Genomic DNA, 16,807 nt, shown 5'->3' on the forward strand with positions numbered 1-16,807 from the left:
GTTGCGATTTTTGATACCGACTTTCGACTTGTTGCTCGTGGCTACTACCCGCGGCACCTTATTTTTTTCCGATTGCCACGCGGCTGACTTTCTGTCTATACGCTTTCACACAAAAATCAGCCACCTCATACGCGACCAAACGGACAAGCTGATTCGCCGCAACGACACCGCCATATGGATCTTCACTCGTGGCAGCAAGCATTCCATCAAACTCTTGCCACGCAATGACTTGGCGATTTGTGCTATCGATCAAGTGCACACGCACAGTCAAATGCACTTGACTTGGCACCTTAAAAAATTCCTGCTGCAATCGAATAATTTCCATATCCAAGCGTAGTTGTCCGCTCGCTCTCGAAGGCGATTGCAACACCGCCTTAAATTCACCGCTACGCTCTAACGCCGTGCTTATCAACGGAAGTAACATTACCGCCGGGGGTGCAACCCACTGACTCAAACCAAAATATTCCAATTGAAATGCTTGTCGCACATAAGCAATTTGCGTCGTCTCAAATCCTGCCGCAGCACGTGGCATACTCAGTAGAATGGTCGGAGCGTCGGGAGCGCTGCTACCGTTTTGATTGTGTGCTCGTCGATCTGGCTCTGCGACCTGCGCCAACTGTCCCAAGGAATAAACCGACATCGGTTCAACTTTATCTACCGCGAGCAGAGAACAACCCACCAGCACATGAACTGCACCAATCAGGATCATGCCGCTTTTATAACGTGCCGAAATAAGACGGGAAATAATGAAATTATTCATGGTTTGACTCTTTCGCCTGGACCTAAGGGGCTAGTTTGCCGACCTCGCAGCAAACTAGCGGGATTACGTTGAGTCTGATCACTCAGGCGCTTAACCGATGCGGATAAAGCATTTAGTTCGACTAATAATCGTTCCAACTCTGGTAATGTTTCGTCAGTTATTTGGTGTATTCCACCATCTAAGCCTTGCATCGCTTGCTTGGCGCTTTTGCTCGCAAGTTTTGCTTCATCAGCCATTTTTTCCAATGCATCAGAAGCATTACTAATACGCACCAACACAGGCTCGATTTGAGGCGCAATCCGTGCGGCGGTATCTGCCGTCATGGTCGCGGAATGAATCAAACGATGCACTTCGTTGCGCTGATCGGCGAGCGACCCGATCAACAAAGAACTGTTGGCGAGAATTTTTTTCACTTCCAAGCGATTTTCATCGCTAAACATCGCGTTGACATTGGCCGACGTACGGTCCAAGTTTGCCAGTACCGTGGTCAGAACATTTTCCAAGCGTGTACTGAGCGATGGCTTAGTTCCGATAATGGGATACGGGCTATCACCTCGCACTTGCAAGTAGGGTGAGGCCGCCGTGCTACCACTCAGCTCTACATAGGCAATCCCTGTTAAACCTTGAGTCTTTAAAACGGCGACTGTGTCCAGTTTGATGGGTGTTGATTTTTCAATCGCGAATTGCAGCACCACTTGCTCTGGCTGTGCGGGATTGAGCTGTATTGATTTCACTTTTCCCACCGTCACGCCAAGATACTTCACTGGCGCATCCACATTTAATCCGGCGACCGATTCGTTGACGATAGCCAGATACATTTGAATTTCTTTCTTATGACCAAAACCCACTGAGAGCCACAGTATGCCGGCGAGCAAAGCGACACCTAGCATCAGGACAAAGGCACCAACTGCTGCATAGTTAACTTTCGTGTCCACTTGCTTCCTTGTTCATTTGGGTGGTATTGCGCTTCGTGTCTATTTGAGATGTTGTCAGCTGCGTCTGCGCCTGAGTTTGCGCTGCCCTGGCGCGTGTTCCGTCAAAATACGCCCGCACCGCAGGATCAGGCATGTCCGCTAACTCTTGCATCGATCCAAGTGCAAGCACTCTCCCTTCGCCTAACACGGCCACCCTGTCAGTCACTTGCCACAGCAAATCCAAATCGTGGGTAATGATCACAATCGTCGTATTGAATAAATCATGCAGGGTGCGAATTAAATGATCGATTCCGCTCGCACTGGTAGGATCAAGTCCTGCAGTTGGTTCATCTAAAAATAGCAGTTCGGGATCGAGTGCTATCGCCCGTGCCATCGATGCCCGTTTGAGCATCCCACCACTCAATTCGGAAGGAAACTGCTCGCCAGTCTCAACCTTGAGCCCAACCATCTGCAATTTCCAAGCGCCGATTTGCGCAATCAATTCTGGTTTTAGATCCGTGTTTTCCTGCAAAGGAAGCGCAATATTGTCGCGAATATTTAAGGTACCGAATAAACCGCCATGTTGAAACATCACGCCACAACGCTGGCGTAAATCAAGTGCATCAGCTGGCGTAATGTCTTTAAGATCTTTGCCGAGAATATTGATCGACCCGGCATTTGCCTGATTGAGCATGATCATTTCGCGCAGCAAACTTGATTTACCTGAGCCACTACCGCCAACAATCGCAAAAATTTCACCTGCCTTAACATCCAAATCTAAATTGTCGTGCACGACATGGTCACCGAAACGTGTGCTGATGCTACGCATTTCGATCGCATTTTTCCGTTCTGAATTTGGCGGTCTGGTGCTCAATTGAGGTGACGATGGGCTCATTTCACAGATCAATCAGATTAAGCACGATGGAAAACAGCGCATCAAAAATAATGATAATAAAAATCGACTGCACTACACTACGTGTAGTCTGCTGCCCCACACTATCGGCATTCGCTTTTGTCTGAAATCCTTGAAAACACCCTACCGTTGCAATCACCAACGCAAACACCACGGCCTTACCGACACCAATCAAAAATGAGGGCAGATGGACCTCATGTCCAAAGCGTAAAAGAAATTCCGTGAGGTCCACTTCTAACTGTGAACGCGCCATCACCATGCCACCGACTACGCCAGTCACATCTGAGAATACCGTCAACAATGGCAGTGCAACGACGAGAGCAATTATTTTGGGGAGCACCAATAACTCAATGGGAACAATACCAATGGTTCGCATTGCGTCGACTTCTTCGTTGACCACCATACTGCCAATTTGCGCGGCATACGCTGAACCCGAGCGACCAGCAACGATGATCGCCGTGATCAATGGTGAGAATTCACGCAACATCGAATAGCCGAGCAAATCCACAACGAAAATATTCGCGCCGTAATGCTTAAGCTGATCCGCGCCTTGATAAGCGATCACGATCCCCAACAAGAACGAAGTAACACCAATAATCGGTAAGGCGTTTAAACCTGCAATTTGAATTTGTCGTGAGACCATACGCAAGCGCCAACGGTCAGGTTGCCGAAGCACCTGTAAAAAACAGAGTGCGACTTCGCCGATAAAACTCAAGACCATATCAAGGCTATTCAAAGCATTTGCACTTCTTTTACCTAGATCATATAAAAATCCTGTCTTAATGTTCGCATTAGCTGACACGACGGTCGCGTCGACTTTATTTGAATCAATTTTCTCGACTTCATCCATCAGTCGTTGATATTGTGCTGGCCAATTTAAGAGTCTTACCTTCTTTTTTTTCTGTCGAATAGTGGCTAATGCATGTTGCAAGATCCAGACACCCGCGCTATCCATTTTCTTGAGTTGACTACCATCCAATTCGATTTCATTTTGTCCATTGGCAAGTTGTGCGTCGATTGCTTTGATTTGGATATCGATCGCGGCAACATCACGTGCGGTCCAATCACCGGACAGAAACAACGCGCCACTTGGCGCTGGATTGTTGGCAATAGTCGAAGTGTTTGACATCAGTCATGGAAATGAGTTTTCATTTCGCAAATTTGACTGAATTCAGTTGAGACATCCGTTCGCCAACGAACATAAGCGCAAGCAAAATAATTACAATTGTGGGCAATAAAAAACGCCCTTCTGAACTAGACGATCAGAAGAGCGTTTTTATACAACGATTAGTTCTTGCTTTTTGCGCTTACCGTCTTCCTATTCGCTGATTAGCTGCTTGCTTATGGCGTTTATTGCGCTTGTTTCAATTGATCAAGAATCGCAGGATTTTCCAAAGTAGAAATATCTTGTGTAATTTCTTCGCCTTTGGCTAACACACGCAATAAACGACGCATAATTTTTCCTGAACGCGTTTTTGGCAAATTGTCACCAAAACGAATTTCTTTCGGTTTTGCGATTGGACCGATTTCTTTTGCCACCCAATTACGCAATTCCAGTGCGATTTGCTTCGCTTCTTCACCAGTTGGACGACTGCGCTTCAAGACCACGAAAGCGCAAATGGCTTCACCAGTCGTGTCATCAGGCTTACCAACAACAGCTGCTTCAGCAACCAAAGGATTGGCAACCAATGCTGATTCAATTTCCATCGTTCCCATGCGATGGCCTGAGACATTCAACACGTCATCGATTCGACCGGTAATCGTGAAATAACCCGTGTCTTTATTCCGGATAGCCCCGTCACCAGCGAGATACGTCTTACCGCCCAATTCTTCAGGGAAGTAGCTCTTCTTAAAGCGCTCGGTATCACCCCAGATATTACGTATCATGGAAGGCCATGGACGTTTCACCACCAAAATGCCGCCCTGCCCGTTTGGCAAATCTGCACCGGTTTCATCCACAATCGCCGCCATAATTCCGGGCAGTGGTAAGGTGCAAGAGCCAGGTACCAAAGGTGTCGCACCTGGCAATGGCGTGATCATGTGCCCACCCGTTTCCGTCTGCCAGAAGGTGTCCACGATAGGACATTTTTCACCGCCAATATTTCGGTAGTACCACATCCAAGCTTCAGGATTAATCGGCTCACCAACTGAACCAAGCAAACGCAAGGATGTCAGATCATACTTATTCGGATGAATCGCCGCATCGCCATCGGCCGCTTTAATTAAGGAGCGAATTGCGGTCGGTGCTGTGTAGAAAATCGTCGCTTTGTGTTTTTGAATCATGTCCCAAAAGCGGCCGGCGTTTGGATAAGTTGGGATTCCTTCAAACACAATTTCCGTTGTACCCATCGCTAATGGTCCGTAGGTAATATAGGTGTGTCCTGTTACCCAGCCAATATCTGCAGTACACCAGAATACATCGTTCGGTTTGATGTCAAAGGTCCATTTCATTGTGAGCATCGCCCACAACAAATAGCCACCAGAAGAATGTTGTACACCTTTTGGCTTACCGGTCGAACCAGAGGTATATAGGATGAACAAAGGATGATCGGCATTGACCCACTCTGGCTCACACTCTATCGCTTGATTGGCAACTAATTCATGCATCCACAAATCGCGTGCAGAATTAAACGGCGCGTTGCCACCTGTACGTTTGTAGACGACGACTTTAGAAATCTTTTCGCAATCGCCGAGGCCTAAAGCCTCATCGACAATCGCTTTCAAAGGCAAGTGTTTACCGCCGCGTACTTGCTCATCAGCAGTAATCACGAGTGTCGCACCAACGTCAACGATTCGTTCCTGCAGAGACTTAGCGGAAAAGCCACCGAACACGACAGAGTGCGTTGCACCAATACGGGCGCAAGCTTGCATTGCAACCACACCTTCCACTGACATCGGCATGTAGATGACGACGCGATCACCTTTTTTGACGCCTAAAGCCCGCAATCCGTTAGCGAATTGGCAGACTTTGGTATGTAATTCTTGGTAGCTAACTTTAGTGACTTCGCCACCATCGGCTTCAAAAATCACCGCAATTTTGTCGCCTAGACCTTTTTGTAAATTAACATCCAGACAGTTGTAAGACACGTTGAGCAAGCCATCATCGAACCATTTGTACAATGGCGCTTCTGATTCGTCTAAAGTTTTGGTGAAGGGCGTATGCCAATGCAGATGTTCACGAGCTAATTTCGCCCAAAAACCTTCGTAGTCATTAGCGGCCTCAGCACAGAGTGCGTTATACGCATCCATGCCAGAAATCGCGGCGTTTGCAACAAAATTCGCCGGTGGGGGGAACACACGTGATTCAGTTTTTGCTTCTTGATCCGACATAATTGTCTCCATGCTGTTGTGAATATCAAAAAAGCTCGGCACACAATCCATAGAAACATGTATAGACAAGTTCAAGATCATATTCGACGAATATTTGCCAATTCGCCTTCAAGCCTTTTTGATATTCACCGCTTATTATGTTTTGACGTTGATTCTAAGGCTAGCAGCCCAAAAAAGCTATTTTTAAGTGAGTGGTATTAGGGGCATCTGCGACAGGTTTTACTTGATTTAACACAATAAAACTGCAATTAGTGTTAGCCGCAGACATTGCCCGTTCATCGGTGTAAAATGCGGGCAAATTTTACATCTGCTATACGCTTAGTTTTGCGTTTCAATTGCAACATCAAAAACTAGGTCAAGTGAAACATTTATTAGTTTATAAAGGTATCGAATGTCGCATTCCTCCCCATCTGTAGAACCCCAGAAACTCTCTACTTTAGCCAAATTTATTTTCGCCAGTCGTTGGTTGCAGTTACCACTGTATCTGGGGCTAATCTTGGCGCAATGCGTCTACGTTTATCATTTCTGGGTCGAATTAGTAGATCTGATACGCGCCGCGATGGGTGATGCAACTGCCCTGCAACATTTATTAGACGCGGTGTCGGTTGCGGCTACGCATGGCAAAGAAGGTGTGGAAGCGATAGTACGCCCAAGCAAATTAAATGAAACGACCATCATGCTGGTAGTCCTTGGCTTAATCGACGTAGTGATGATCTCCAACCTACTAATTATGGTCATCGTTGGTGGTTACGAAACGTTTGTCTCCCGCTTAGGCCTTCAAAATCATCCAGACCAACCAGAGTGGCTCTCGCATGTCAATGCGACCGTCCTTAAAGTAAAATTGGCGATGGCAATTATCGGTATCTCATCAATTCATTTGCTGAAAACCTTCATCAACGTCAAATCCTATGATGCCAAAGACTTGATTGCGCAAACCGTGATTCACGTCGTATTTTTAATGTCGGCATTAGCCATCGCCTATTGCGATCAGTTAATGACTAAGACTCAGCAGCAAGCGAATAAACACTAGACCAATTATTTCATTTCATTCAAAAGAGTCCCATCATGACTACCACAACCATCATTCAGCAAGATGACTTAATCGAATCCGTTGCAGCTGCATTGCAATACATCAGCTACTACCATCCGGCTGATTACATCGCCCATCTTGCGCGTGCATATGAAATCGAACAAAGCCCCGCGGCGAAAGACGCGATTGCGCAGATTTTGACAAATTCACGCATGTGCGCAGAAGGCAAACGTCCAATTTGCCAGGACACTGGTATCGTCAACGTGTTTTTGAAGATCGGCATGGGCGTGCGCTTCGAAGGATTTTCTGGCTCAATTATTGATGCAGTCAACGAAGGTGTTCGTCGCGGATACGCCTACTCGGAAAATGTATTACGTGCGTCCATCGTTGCAGATCCTTTATTTGATCGCAAAAATACCAAAGACAATACGCCAGCAGTTGTCCACATGGAACTGGTGCCGGGCAACACTGTCGACGTTCAGCTTGCTGCTAAAGGTGGTGGGTCAGAAAATAAATCTAAATTCGTGATGCTCAACCCATCCGATTCCTTAATTGACTGGGTCATGAAAACAGTGCCGACTATGGGCGCAGGCTGGTGCCCTCCAGGCATGCTGGGTATCGGTATCGGCGGAACGGCAGAAAAAGCGATGTTGATGGCGAAAGAATCCTTGATGGAAGACATCGACATGCATGAACTCAAATTACGTGGTCCACAAAATAAGACCGAAGAGCTGCGTATTGAATTGTGCGACAAGATCAACGCGCTCGGTATCGGCGCGCAAGGTCTAGGTGGTTTAACGACGGTCTTGGACGTCAAGATCAATATGTACCCAACCCATGCCGCGTCTAAACCAGTCGCGATGATTCCTAACTGCGCAGCAACCCGTCATGCGCATTTCGTATTAGATGGCTCAGGTCCGACTTATATGGAACCACCATCACTGTCGAATTGGCCTGATGTACATTGGGTCGCCGACACAGAAAAATCTAAACGTATCGATTTGAATACCTTAACCAAAGAAGAAGTAGCGTCTTGGACACCGGGTCAGACTTTGCTGTTAAATGGCAAAATGTTGACGGGTCGTGATGCTGCACATAAGCGCATTCAAGATATGTTGGCCAAAGGCGAAACGCTGCCAGTGGACTTCACTAATCGCGTCATTTACTACGTTGGCCCAGTTGATCCGGTGCGCGATGAAGCTGTTGGCCCAGCGGGCCCGACTACAGCAACCCGTATGGATAAATTCACCGACATGATGTTAGAAAAAACTGGTTTGATTTCGATGATTGGTAAAGCAGAACGTGGTCCTGCTGCAATAGAGTCGATTAAAAATCACAAATCAGCTTATCTCATGGCAGTTGGAGGTGCAGCTTACTTAGTCTCGAAAGCAATCAAAACAGCGAAAGTAGTTGGATTTGCCGATTTAGGGATGGAAGCCATTTACGAATTTGACGTCGTCGATATGCCGGTCACTGTCGCGGTCGATTCTCAGGGTACCTCAGTGCACAATACTGGACCAAGAGAATGGCAAGCAAAAATCGGGATTATTCCAGTTGCTTAATGCTGCAAATATTCATTCAGAAATAAATCACGCCGACAGCAATGCGCCTGTCGGCGTGTTTGACTCTGGCATCGGCGGTCTGTCCGTGCTCAAGCATTTGCGCGAGCAGCTGCCGTTTGAAAATTTCTTGTACGTTGCAGACACCGCTTACGCTCCTTATGGTGAGCGCAGCAATGAAGAATTGATCGCTCGCAGTATTAATATTACGGAATTCTTCTTACGGCAACGCATTAAGGCCTTGGTCATTGCTTGCAATACGGCCACGGCGGCAGCCGTTGCGACTTTGCGTGAGCGCTATCCGACATTAATCATCATCGGTATGGAACCCGGCATCAAGCCAGCTGCAGCACGTAGCGCAAGTAAGATTGTCGGCGTGCTGGCAACCCGCAGTACATTGCACAGCGAAAAATTTAATCGACTAAGTGAACAACTCAGTCAAGAGACGCTGACGCAATTTATTCCGCAAGCCTGCGTCGGTCTGGTGAATCAAATCGAACAAGGCGATCTGAAATCAGCCGCCATTTTGGATTTACTACGACTCTACGTTCCGCCCTTACTTGATCAGGGTGTCGATACGTTGGTACTAGGCTGCACGCACTACCCCTTTGTCGAGCAACAAATACGCCAAATAATTCGCGAACATCAGGCTAATCAGATCAAGCCAATTCACATTATCGATACCGGAGAAGCAGTGGCGCGACGGTTATCTGATCTTCTAGAAAAACAGCACTTAAGCAATACGAATCATCAAAAACCCCAGTCTTTTCATGCATGGACAAGCGGTGATGCTCGTACTTTACAAATGGCTTTAGGATTTATTACGCAAGGTGAAACAAGTCCTGTCGCACAGTCACTAAATATCTAAGACATTTACGACTATATGACAACAGCACTTGGCGGACATTTCCCCAACATACAATAAAAAAGGACAGAGAAATCTGTCCTTTTTTTATTTAATCAGTGAAACAGATTAAGCCAAAACTGCCGCCATCGCCGATGCTGTTGCTTCTACATTACGTGTATTCAAACCCGCTACGCACATACGGCCAGAGCGCACTACATACACGCCAAATTCTTCTTTCAGGCGATCACACTGTGCTGCTGTTAATCCGGTGTAGCTGAACATCCCGCGCTGGGTTAAGAAATAACTGAAATCACGGCCGGGTACTTTAGCGACCAAGACATCGTGCAAAGCTTTACGCATAGCTTGAATACGATCACGCATAGCGACCACTTCTGCTTCCCACATAGGACGCAATTCTGGATCAGTTAATACGGTAGCAACCAACTGACCACCGTGCATAGGCGGGTTAGAATAATTGCGACGAATAATAGCTTTCATCTGACCTAAAACATTTACCGCTTGTGCTGCATCTGGGCAAACAACGCTCAATGCACCGCAACGTTCGCCGTACAAGCTCATACTCTTGGAGAATGAATTCGCGACGAAGAAACTCAAACCTTGATCTGCCAACAAGCGAATTGCAAAAGCATCTTCTTCGATACCATCGCCATAACCTTGGTAAGCCAAATCTAGGAAAGGAATCAGATTGCGCTCTTTTAATACAGGCACCAATTGTTCCCACTGTGCTTTAGTCAAATCGACACCGGTTGGGTTGTGGCAGCAAGCATGTAATAACACAACCGATTTTTCTTCTGCTTGCTTCAGACTCGCCAACATTTCGTCGAAACGTAAACCACCTGTTTCAGCATTGTAGTAAGGATAGGTTTTCACAACCAAACCAGACCCTTCAAAAACAGCGCGATGATTGTCCCAAGTCGGATCGCTCACCAACATCGTCGTTTCTGGGAAATAACGTTTAACGAAATCTGCGCCAACTTTTAGACCGCCGCTGGAACCGACCGTTTGCAAAGTCACTACACGGCCTTCTTTAACCGCTGGACGATCAGCACCAAACAACAAGTGTTGAACTGCGGTACGGAAATTTGCAGCTCCTTCCATCGGCAAATAAGGGCGCGCACCAGCCGCTGCTACTACTTTTAATTCAGCCGCACGCACGGATGGCAACATCGGAATCTTGCCGTTATCGTCAAAATAAATCCCAATCGACAGATTAATCTTGTTTGGGCGCGGATCTTTACCGAACGCTTCATTCAAAGAGAGGATAGGATCGCCTGCATAGGCTTCGACGTGCTGAAACATGTTAAAACTCCAATGTGAGAAAAATCAAAAATTGCAAAAAATAGTAAGACAGAACAAACTACTAAAAACGTTAAGGGTGCTCCAACCGTTGACAAGAAAGATAGTAAACAGGTGAGCAACGCCACAATTCTGCCATCCATATTCGTAAGATGTTGACAAGTTAATAGCTGATCAAGCTGAAGCGACACGTCACTAGCGGGGCGAAGTCAGGAGCTGTCGCGTTTGTCGTCGTCTTTGTGCAAAGGAAAATGATATTTTCCGGTGAATTTGTGCCCATGCTAAAGGCTAAAACAGCAAAAAAACAGATAAAGCAGAATCTCGCAAAGGCGATATTTTGACACATTATCCCTAGCAAAAGCCGCACCGACTTGGTTTTTTTGCTGCAGACTAGAATCTCCATGATCGTGTAATCCCCTCAAATTTAATTATTCCGCCACTTGCGGGAAAAAAATTGATTCCGTACACTCACGTAACGCTCAATTACTAACGACTGAAAGATCTGACGAGGAATTCGTGAGCGTATGTCATTAATCGGCCAAAAGGGACAGAACAGTTTTCGTGTTGCATGCAAATATGATCAACTAACACATCTAATCTAGCGCAAGAAAGTGAGACAAATATGGACTACGTAGATGGCTTCATTATCGCCGTTCCCACTGTTAACAAAGACCTTTATCAAGAATATTCAAGAACGACAGCCGCTTTATTTAAGGAATTCGGTGTCTTGCAAATTGTCGAGTGCTGGGGAGATGATGTGCAACCGGGTAAACTAACCTCATTTCCACAAGCAGTCATGTGCAAGGAAGACGAAACAGTTGTATTTTCATGGATGACGTGGCCCTCAAAAGAAGTCCGCGATGCCGCTTGGGAAAAGATGATGGCGGACCCACGTTTTGCGCCGGAGAGTATTCCAATGCCATTTGATGGTAAGCGGCTGATCTACGGTGGGTTTCAGAAACTCGTAGAATTGTAGGCATGATTTACGGCTGGCCCTATGCACCGCCAGTCAATTCGATCAATTGTTCGTTGACAGATGCCTGTGAGAATTGATGTCGCTACACAACAGACATGCATTGGGTTTTGCTTAATAAGCTTCTTTGTAAATGGCCTATTTAGATACTTGCAAGGAATTGAGCACAACCATTTGTTCAGGAATTTTAATGGCTAAAACTCACAATAGGCGACTTCAGAATCATTAGCATGCTCCCCTAGCAGCGATTCACACTTCTACCAATTTTTACCAAACGGTTTGTTGGGTATTTTTACAGCTTGATTTACAGCTTTTTTTTGCGGCTTTAATTGATCCGCAATTTCAATGTAATACTTACTTTGTTTGAGCTCCGATGTCGATGCCACAGATATGAGGCACCAACTCCTGATAGATTTTATGACGAAATTAATGCATTACTGCTTGCCTGTGCTGTTTCTGCTATCCAACACCTGCAACGCTGACGCTATCGTCATCGTCAAAGTTGAATATGCTCCAGCAACAATGGCGAAAGGCAAGTACGCAAAACAAGGATATATCGACCGTATCACGGAAGAAGTCCAAAATAACTTACCGCAATATCGATTTCTTGAAGATTTTGTGCCGACTAAGCGCCTACTGGAAATGGCAAAAAGCGGTAAAGCGTACTGTTTCAATGCTTTGGTAAACACTCCAGAGCGCAAGAATTTTTTAAACTTCACAAATCCATATGGCTGGGTTCTGCCGATGGGGATCGTCATTCGTGCCGATGACAAAGATCGATTTTTACCTTATCTAAATAAAGATGAACATATCAATATTGAAGATCTATTAAAAAACAAAGAGATTCAATTTGGCATTTCTAGTGGTCGCACAATGGGGCAAATGATTGACAGCCACATTAAACCTATCGCAGCAGCTGGCGATAAGCGTGTTCTTGAAATTTACAATGACCAGGCGACTGAAACTTTGTTCAAAATGCTAAGCTATAAACGCTTTCATTTTACGATCGCTTCAGTGAGTGAAATGGTTTACCACCACGCACCTGTTGGTGAATTTTTATTCTACCAAGTCGAGGGCAATCACAAACTCATGCCTGTCGGCTTTAGTTGTACCAAAAACAAAGCGACTGAAAAAGTATTTTCTGACCTGGCACGTACGGTAGATACTGAACGCACCCATAAGATCTTTCAGGCGGGCTATGAACGCTGGTTACCTGCTACGATGATTAAGCCATACCGTAAGCAGTTGAGTGAACTCCAAAAAAATTGAGAGTAACGGTGCTACATTTTGCGGCTTAAGTGCTACGACATAATGATCAACACCACTGTTACTGTTATTTTCGATAGAGCCGTGTAAGCTAGCGTTCCCGCCACGCCATCCTCAGCAAGCTAAGCGCCACAATCAAGACGACAACGACGACAATCCAACGCACATAATCTAAAGGTAACGACTTCACGATATAAGCCGCTAATAGAACGGCTGGCACACCACCTATCGCCAACCCTAATGCTGCTGAAGGCAGATATTTTTGATTGCGAATAAAGCCCACACTACTAATCGGCATCAAGAAGGCGCACGAGCCCATCATAATAGGAAACGCTGCCATCGGACTCATGCCCAGTAAGCTGACTAAAATCATACAGGGCGCATACAGACCTATTCCGAGAGGCATGAGCATACCTAAAATAAAGTTTCCAATCACGCCCACCCACCATTTCCAGCCGGTGAGCTCGAGCGCGTCCAAACCGGCCGGCAGCACTCCTAGTAATGAACACAGCATAATCAATGCAGCGACTAACAACGCACTGCCCATACCAATGCGAATATGAAATCGCGGCAAACTCCCAACAATGGAGGTACCTAGCCATGCTCCTGCACCGGCCGTCAAAATCATAGGCAATAAAGTCGCCGGAGCGACATTGACAATTTGAATGAATATCAGCGCTTGCGTAATTGTTCCCAACGTATGGCCAACATTCAATGTACCGGGAATCAATTCATCGGGTACTAACTTACCTAAACGAAAAAAAGCTGTACTTGGTGCGAATGATCCTATCCCTAAGGTATCAAAAAAATCCGTAATAGCGCCTATGATAATTTCGACTGGTTTTGGCCAATGCCACGCAATTCCCTGCTTTCGCATCAAGTACAAACGTCGCGCCCAAATTAAACCAAACATGAGGGCGAGCACGGCAAAAGTCACCAATAGGCCAGCACTAAGATCTTTACTGTGCACATTGCATCCGCTCACCGTCAAACAAATTGTGCTTGCTACAAAATAGCTTATAAATTTCATTTTTGTGTCCTGAAATCTTATCGGTTCGATAAAAAAATATAGATTGCCCATGCGACGTAAGTGATTGACTCACTTCACCTGAATCAATTCAGCAAAATCAGTTTTAATATATTTAAAAAATATGTAGGAGTATCTATCCGTCGTATTGCTAAAGCAAGTGCTTTTTACTCGAAACTTAAAACTCCGAACGAATCAACAACAATCCTGTCTTTTCAACAGATAGAAGCCATTGATTCAAGCTTGGAGCATTCCAAATGCGAGTAAAATAAAAATCGTATATTGACTCTCTTTGCAACTTCATTGCCTCTCATCGTGCAACGTCAAATCCATAACCAACTCGTGAGTCGCTTCATTCGCCGGTTCATATTGGGCTTAATTCTCTTGAGCCTACTATCACTGTATGCCAATGAAAACTGGATGAAGCGACGATTACGAATTGATCCGCAGACAAATTTAACTATTTCCTCAGTGGATGATCGCCCCGAAGGTGGCAAAAGTATTGCAACACTTAAAAAGACAGGCCAGGCATTACAGCTCGACTGCGACATTGTTGCAGCATATCAATGGCCCTTCTGTGAATTAGTTATCGATCTCAACAAAGAGCAACTTGGACTCGACTTGAATCAATTTGATTCTGTGCGATTGCAGCTAAGCAGTGATGGTCCTGAAGCGACACATCCAGTGCGGGTATTCCTCCGCAACTATAATCCCGCTTACTCAAATCTCAAGTCGACGAGTACGTTCAAGCCACATGAGGTCGTGTTTGAACCCAATCAAAATACCGAAATAGTAGAATTTAAACTCAATCAATTCATGGTTGCATCTTGGTGGACGCAAGCACATCCGACGAGCCTTGAACATTTGGGGCCTCAACTAAATAACGTCGTTGCCATCAGCTTTGTAACGGGTGGCAATGTCATACCAGGCAAACATAACATTAATTTAATATCTGTCGAATTTGTTGGTCAATGGATCTCTACAGAAAAATTTCGCTTAAGTATTATCTTTCTCTGGCTTGCGATTATTCTAATTTACCTCGTGTGGGAGTGGCGTCTATCAAGACAAGCTCTGGCAGAAGCGGAGCATCTCCAGACTGAATTGGAGCGAAGTAATCATGCTCTAGAATCACGCGTCGACGAACGTACTCGCGCCCTAGCTGCGAGCAATTCACGCCTGATCGAAACACTGCAAAACCTTGAAGGTACCCGCCATGAGCTGGTACAAAATGAAAAAAATGCTGCGCTCGGCGCATTGGTAGCTGGCGTTGCGCATGAACTCAACACGCCGATTGGTAATGCCTTACTCGTCTGTAGTACCATATCAGACAAAATTAAAGAGCTTGAAATTATCAGCGAAACCAAATTCACTCGCAAAGCCCTCAAAGATTTCTTTACTGACACCCATCACGGTACTGCGATCTTGCAGCAGAATCTCGAGCGTGCCGCGTCACTCATTAGTAGCTTCAAACAATTGTCAGCGGATCAGCACTCTGAACAAAGGCGAGAATTCCGTCTATTAGATGTCGTGGACGAAACGCGACTAGCGATGATGCCAAGTATCCGCCAAACGCCGCATACATTTAACGTGGATATCGATCCGGATATTGTCATGGATGCATACCCAGGGCCACTCAGTCAGATTTTTATCAACTTTATTAATAATGCTCTACTGCATGCGTTTGACAACATGCCCCAAGGGCACATGCTGCTCAATGCTAGAAAATATGAAAGTGACTCAGTTGAAGTCATTTTCAGCGACGATGGGAATGGGATTCCAGCAGCAATTCTCCGCCGTGTATTTGAACCATTTTTCACGACAAAATTAGGAAAAGGGGGAAGTGGTCTGGGAATGCACCTGGCGCATACAGTCATCACCCAGATTTTCGGGGGAAGAATTGAAATTCATTCACTTCCCGGCGAAGGCACGAGCATCCGCATGGTACTACCTCTGATAGCACCACAAGTCAGTCAGAGTCTACTAAAAATCGGCGTCCCTAAAGATGTGTTGGAAGATTATGTGCATTTCTTAGGCGACAAAGATATTCTCAAAGTTCAGGAATACTCCGGTGAGCATAGCCGGCGTGACGTGGTAGAACTCGCTTTTTTTATCCGCGCATTAAGAACGGTCTGGCCGGATGCACAATATGAATTGACACCGGTTGATAGTTATGCAAATGGGATCGAACAGCTACGCGCCTCGACGATTGCCACGCTAGCCACCAGTTGTTGGGAATCTGATTTACTTGCCTACGCAGAAGAAATTTGTATTTCCGATGCGATGATCCAAAATGGAAGATCTGTCGTTGGCATATACACCGATCAACAAAATCAACATGCACGATCTTGTCATTCTTTGGAAGATTTCAAACATTTACGTTTGGTATCTAATCGCGACTGGAGTGCGGATTGGAATACCTTAAAACAGCTGGGCGTTTTACACTGCATGGATGTCAAAACTTGGCGTCAAATGGTCTATATGGTCAGCAGTGGAGAAGTTGATGCCTTACTTGCACCATTTTCAACCCACCAAGATATGAAAATAGAACTGGACGATTGCCAATTATTTCCGGTCATTGGTTTGCGTATCGCATTAACTGGCTCCCGCCACTTCGCCAGTAATAAAACGGTGCAGGGGCAAGGAATTGCCGAAGTCGTTTTTCCTGAATTGAAACGCTATCTCGATGATGGAAGTTTTGAACTAGCTTTACATCAATGCGGCTTCTACAACAAAATCACTGAGAGTTGGACTATCTTAAATCCACACTGACTCCTATGATAAGACCTCAAATTAGCCCTAGTCAGTAAGACATTCACGTTCATTAGGCAAGCGACATTTCAAATCCGCGGCATGTTTGAGAAATGCAAGCAC

The 16,807-nt window shown here is 45.7% G+C and carries 13 protein-coding genes; 6 read left to right on the forward strand and 7 right to left on the reverse strand.

The window, feature by feature from the left end; genetic code table 11:
* Positions 1-58: 58 nt before the first annotated feature.
* The 5 genes from ACO0KW_RS18420 to acs form a co-directional block, all read right to left on the reverse strand.
* Positions 59-760, reverse strand: a complete 702-nt coding sequence (locus ACO0KW_RS18420; protein ID WP_423054823.1) for an ABC-type transport auxiliary lipoprotein family protein — start codon at positions 758-760, stop codon at positions 59-61.
* Positions 757-1,695: an MlaD family protein gene (locus ACO0KW_RS18425; RefSeq protein WP_423054824.1), complete on the reverse strand. Its 939-nt coding sequence runs from the start codon at positions 1,693-1,695 to the stop codon at positions 757-759. Before ACO0KW_RS18425 ends, ACO0KW_RS18420 begins: the two co-directional genes overlap by 4 nt.
* Positions 1,679-2,503, reverse strand: coding sequence for an ABC transporter ATP-binding protein (locus ACO0KW_RS18430; protein ID WP_423054825.1), 825 nt, complete (start codon positions 2,501-2,503; stop codon positions 1,679-1,681). The genes ACO0KW_RS18425 and ACO0KW_RS18430 overlap by 17 nt, the downstream gene beginning before the upstream one ends.
* A 67-nt stretch (positions 2,504-2,570) precedes the next feature.
* A complete protein-coding gene (locus ACO0KW_RS18435) occupies positions 2,571-3,716 on the reverse strand; it encodes an ABC transporter permease (RefSeq protein WP_423054826.1) in 1,146 nt (381 codons plus the stop codon).
* Positions 3,717-3,937: 221 nt separating this feature from the next.
* Positions 3,938-5,917, reverse strand: coding sequence for an acetate--CoA ligase (gene acs / locus ACO0KW_RS18440; RefSeq protein ID WP_423054827.1), 1,980 nt, complete (start codon positions 5,915-5,917; stop codon positions 3,938-3,940).
* Between the two features lie 391 nt (positions 5,918-6,308).
* Here acs and ACO0KW_RS18445 point away from each other — a divergent pair, with 391 nt between their 5' ends.
* The 3 genes from ACO0KW_RS18445 to murI are packed head-to-tail and all read left to right on the forward strand — an operon-like array spanning position 6,309 to position 9,374.
* On the forward strand, positions 6,309-6,947 hold the full coding sequence (locus ACO0KW_RS18445) for a TIGR00645 family protein (protein WP_423054828.1): 639 nt from the start codon (positions 6,309-6,311) through the stop codon (positions 6,945-6,947).
* A 35-nt stretch (positions 6,948-6,982) separates the two neighbouring features.
* Complete coding sequence (locus tag ACO0KW_RS18450; protein ID WP_423054829.1) at positions 6,983-8,509, forward strand: fumarate hydratase; 1,527 nt, start codon at positions 6,983-6,985, stop codon at positions 8,507-8,509.
* On the forward strand, positions 8,502-9,374 hold the full coding sequence (gene murI, locus ACO0KW_RS18455; RefSeq protein WP_423054830.1) for a glutamate racemase: 873 nt from the start codon (positions 8,502-8,504) through the stop codon (positions 9,372-9,374). The genes ACO0KW_RS18450 and murI overlap by 8 nt, the downstream gene beginning before the upstream one ends.
* A 105-nt stretch (positions 9,375-9,479) precedes the next feature.
* On the opposite strand, the gene ACO0KW_RS18460 is transcribed toward murI, so the two are convergent.
* Entirely contained in the window at positions 9,480-10,673 is a 1,194-nt protein-coding gene (locus tag ACO0KW_RS18460) for an aromatic amino acid transaminase (protein ID WP_423054831.1), read from the reverse strand.
* 619 nt (positions 10,674-11,292) lie between these two features.
* On the opposite strand from ACO0KW_RS18460, the gene ACO0KW_RS18465 reads away from it, so the two are divergent.
* Both ACO0KW_RS18465 and ACO0KW_RS18470 read left to right on the forward strand, forming a co-directional pair.
* A complete protein-coding gene (locus ACO0KW_RS18465; RefSeq protein WP_423054832.1) occupies positions 11,293-11,646 on the forward strand; it encodes a DUF1428 domain-containing protein in 354 nt (117 codons plus the stop codon).
* A gap of 414 nt (positions 11,647-12,060) precedes the next feature.
* On the forward strand, positions 12,061-12,912 hold the full coding sequence (locus tag ACO0KW_RS18470; protein ID WP_423054833.1) for a transporter substrate-binding domain-containing protein: 852 nt from the start codon (positions 12,061-12,063) through the stop codon (positions 12,910-12,912).
* Positions 12,913-13,000: 88 nt separating this feature from the next.
* Here ACO0KW_RS18470 and ACO0KW_RS18475 read toward each other — a convergent pair whose 3' ends face one another.
* Positions 13,001-13,939 (reverse strand): sulfite exporter TauE/SafE family protein, encoded by a 939-nt coding sequence (locus tag ACO0KW_RS18475; RefSeq protein ID WP_423054834.1) that lies wholly within the window; start codon positions 13,937-13,939, stop codon positions 13,001-13,003.
* A gap of 417 nt (positions 13,940-14,356) precedes the next feature.
* On the opposite strand from ACO0KW_RS18475, the gene ACO0KW_RS18480 reads away from it, so the two are divergent.
* Positions 14,357-16,705: a sensor histidine kinase gene (locus tag ACO0KW_RS18480; protein WP_423054835.1), complete on the forward strand. Its 2,349-nt coding sequence runs from the start codon at positions 14,357-14,359 to the stop codon at positions 16,703-16,705.
* The last annotated feature ends 102 nt before the right edge of the window (positions 16,706-16,807 follow it).

Origin of the sequence: Undibacterium sp. Ji22W (genome assembly GCF_049340305.1) — a bacterium.
Taxonomy (GTDB): domain Bacteria; phylum Pseudomonadota; class Gammaproteobacteria; order Burkholderiales; family Burkholderiaceae_D; genus Undibacterium.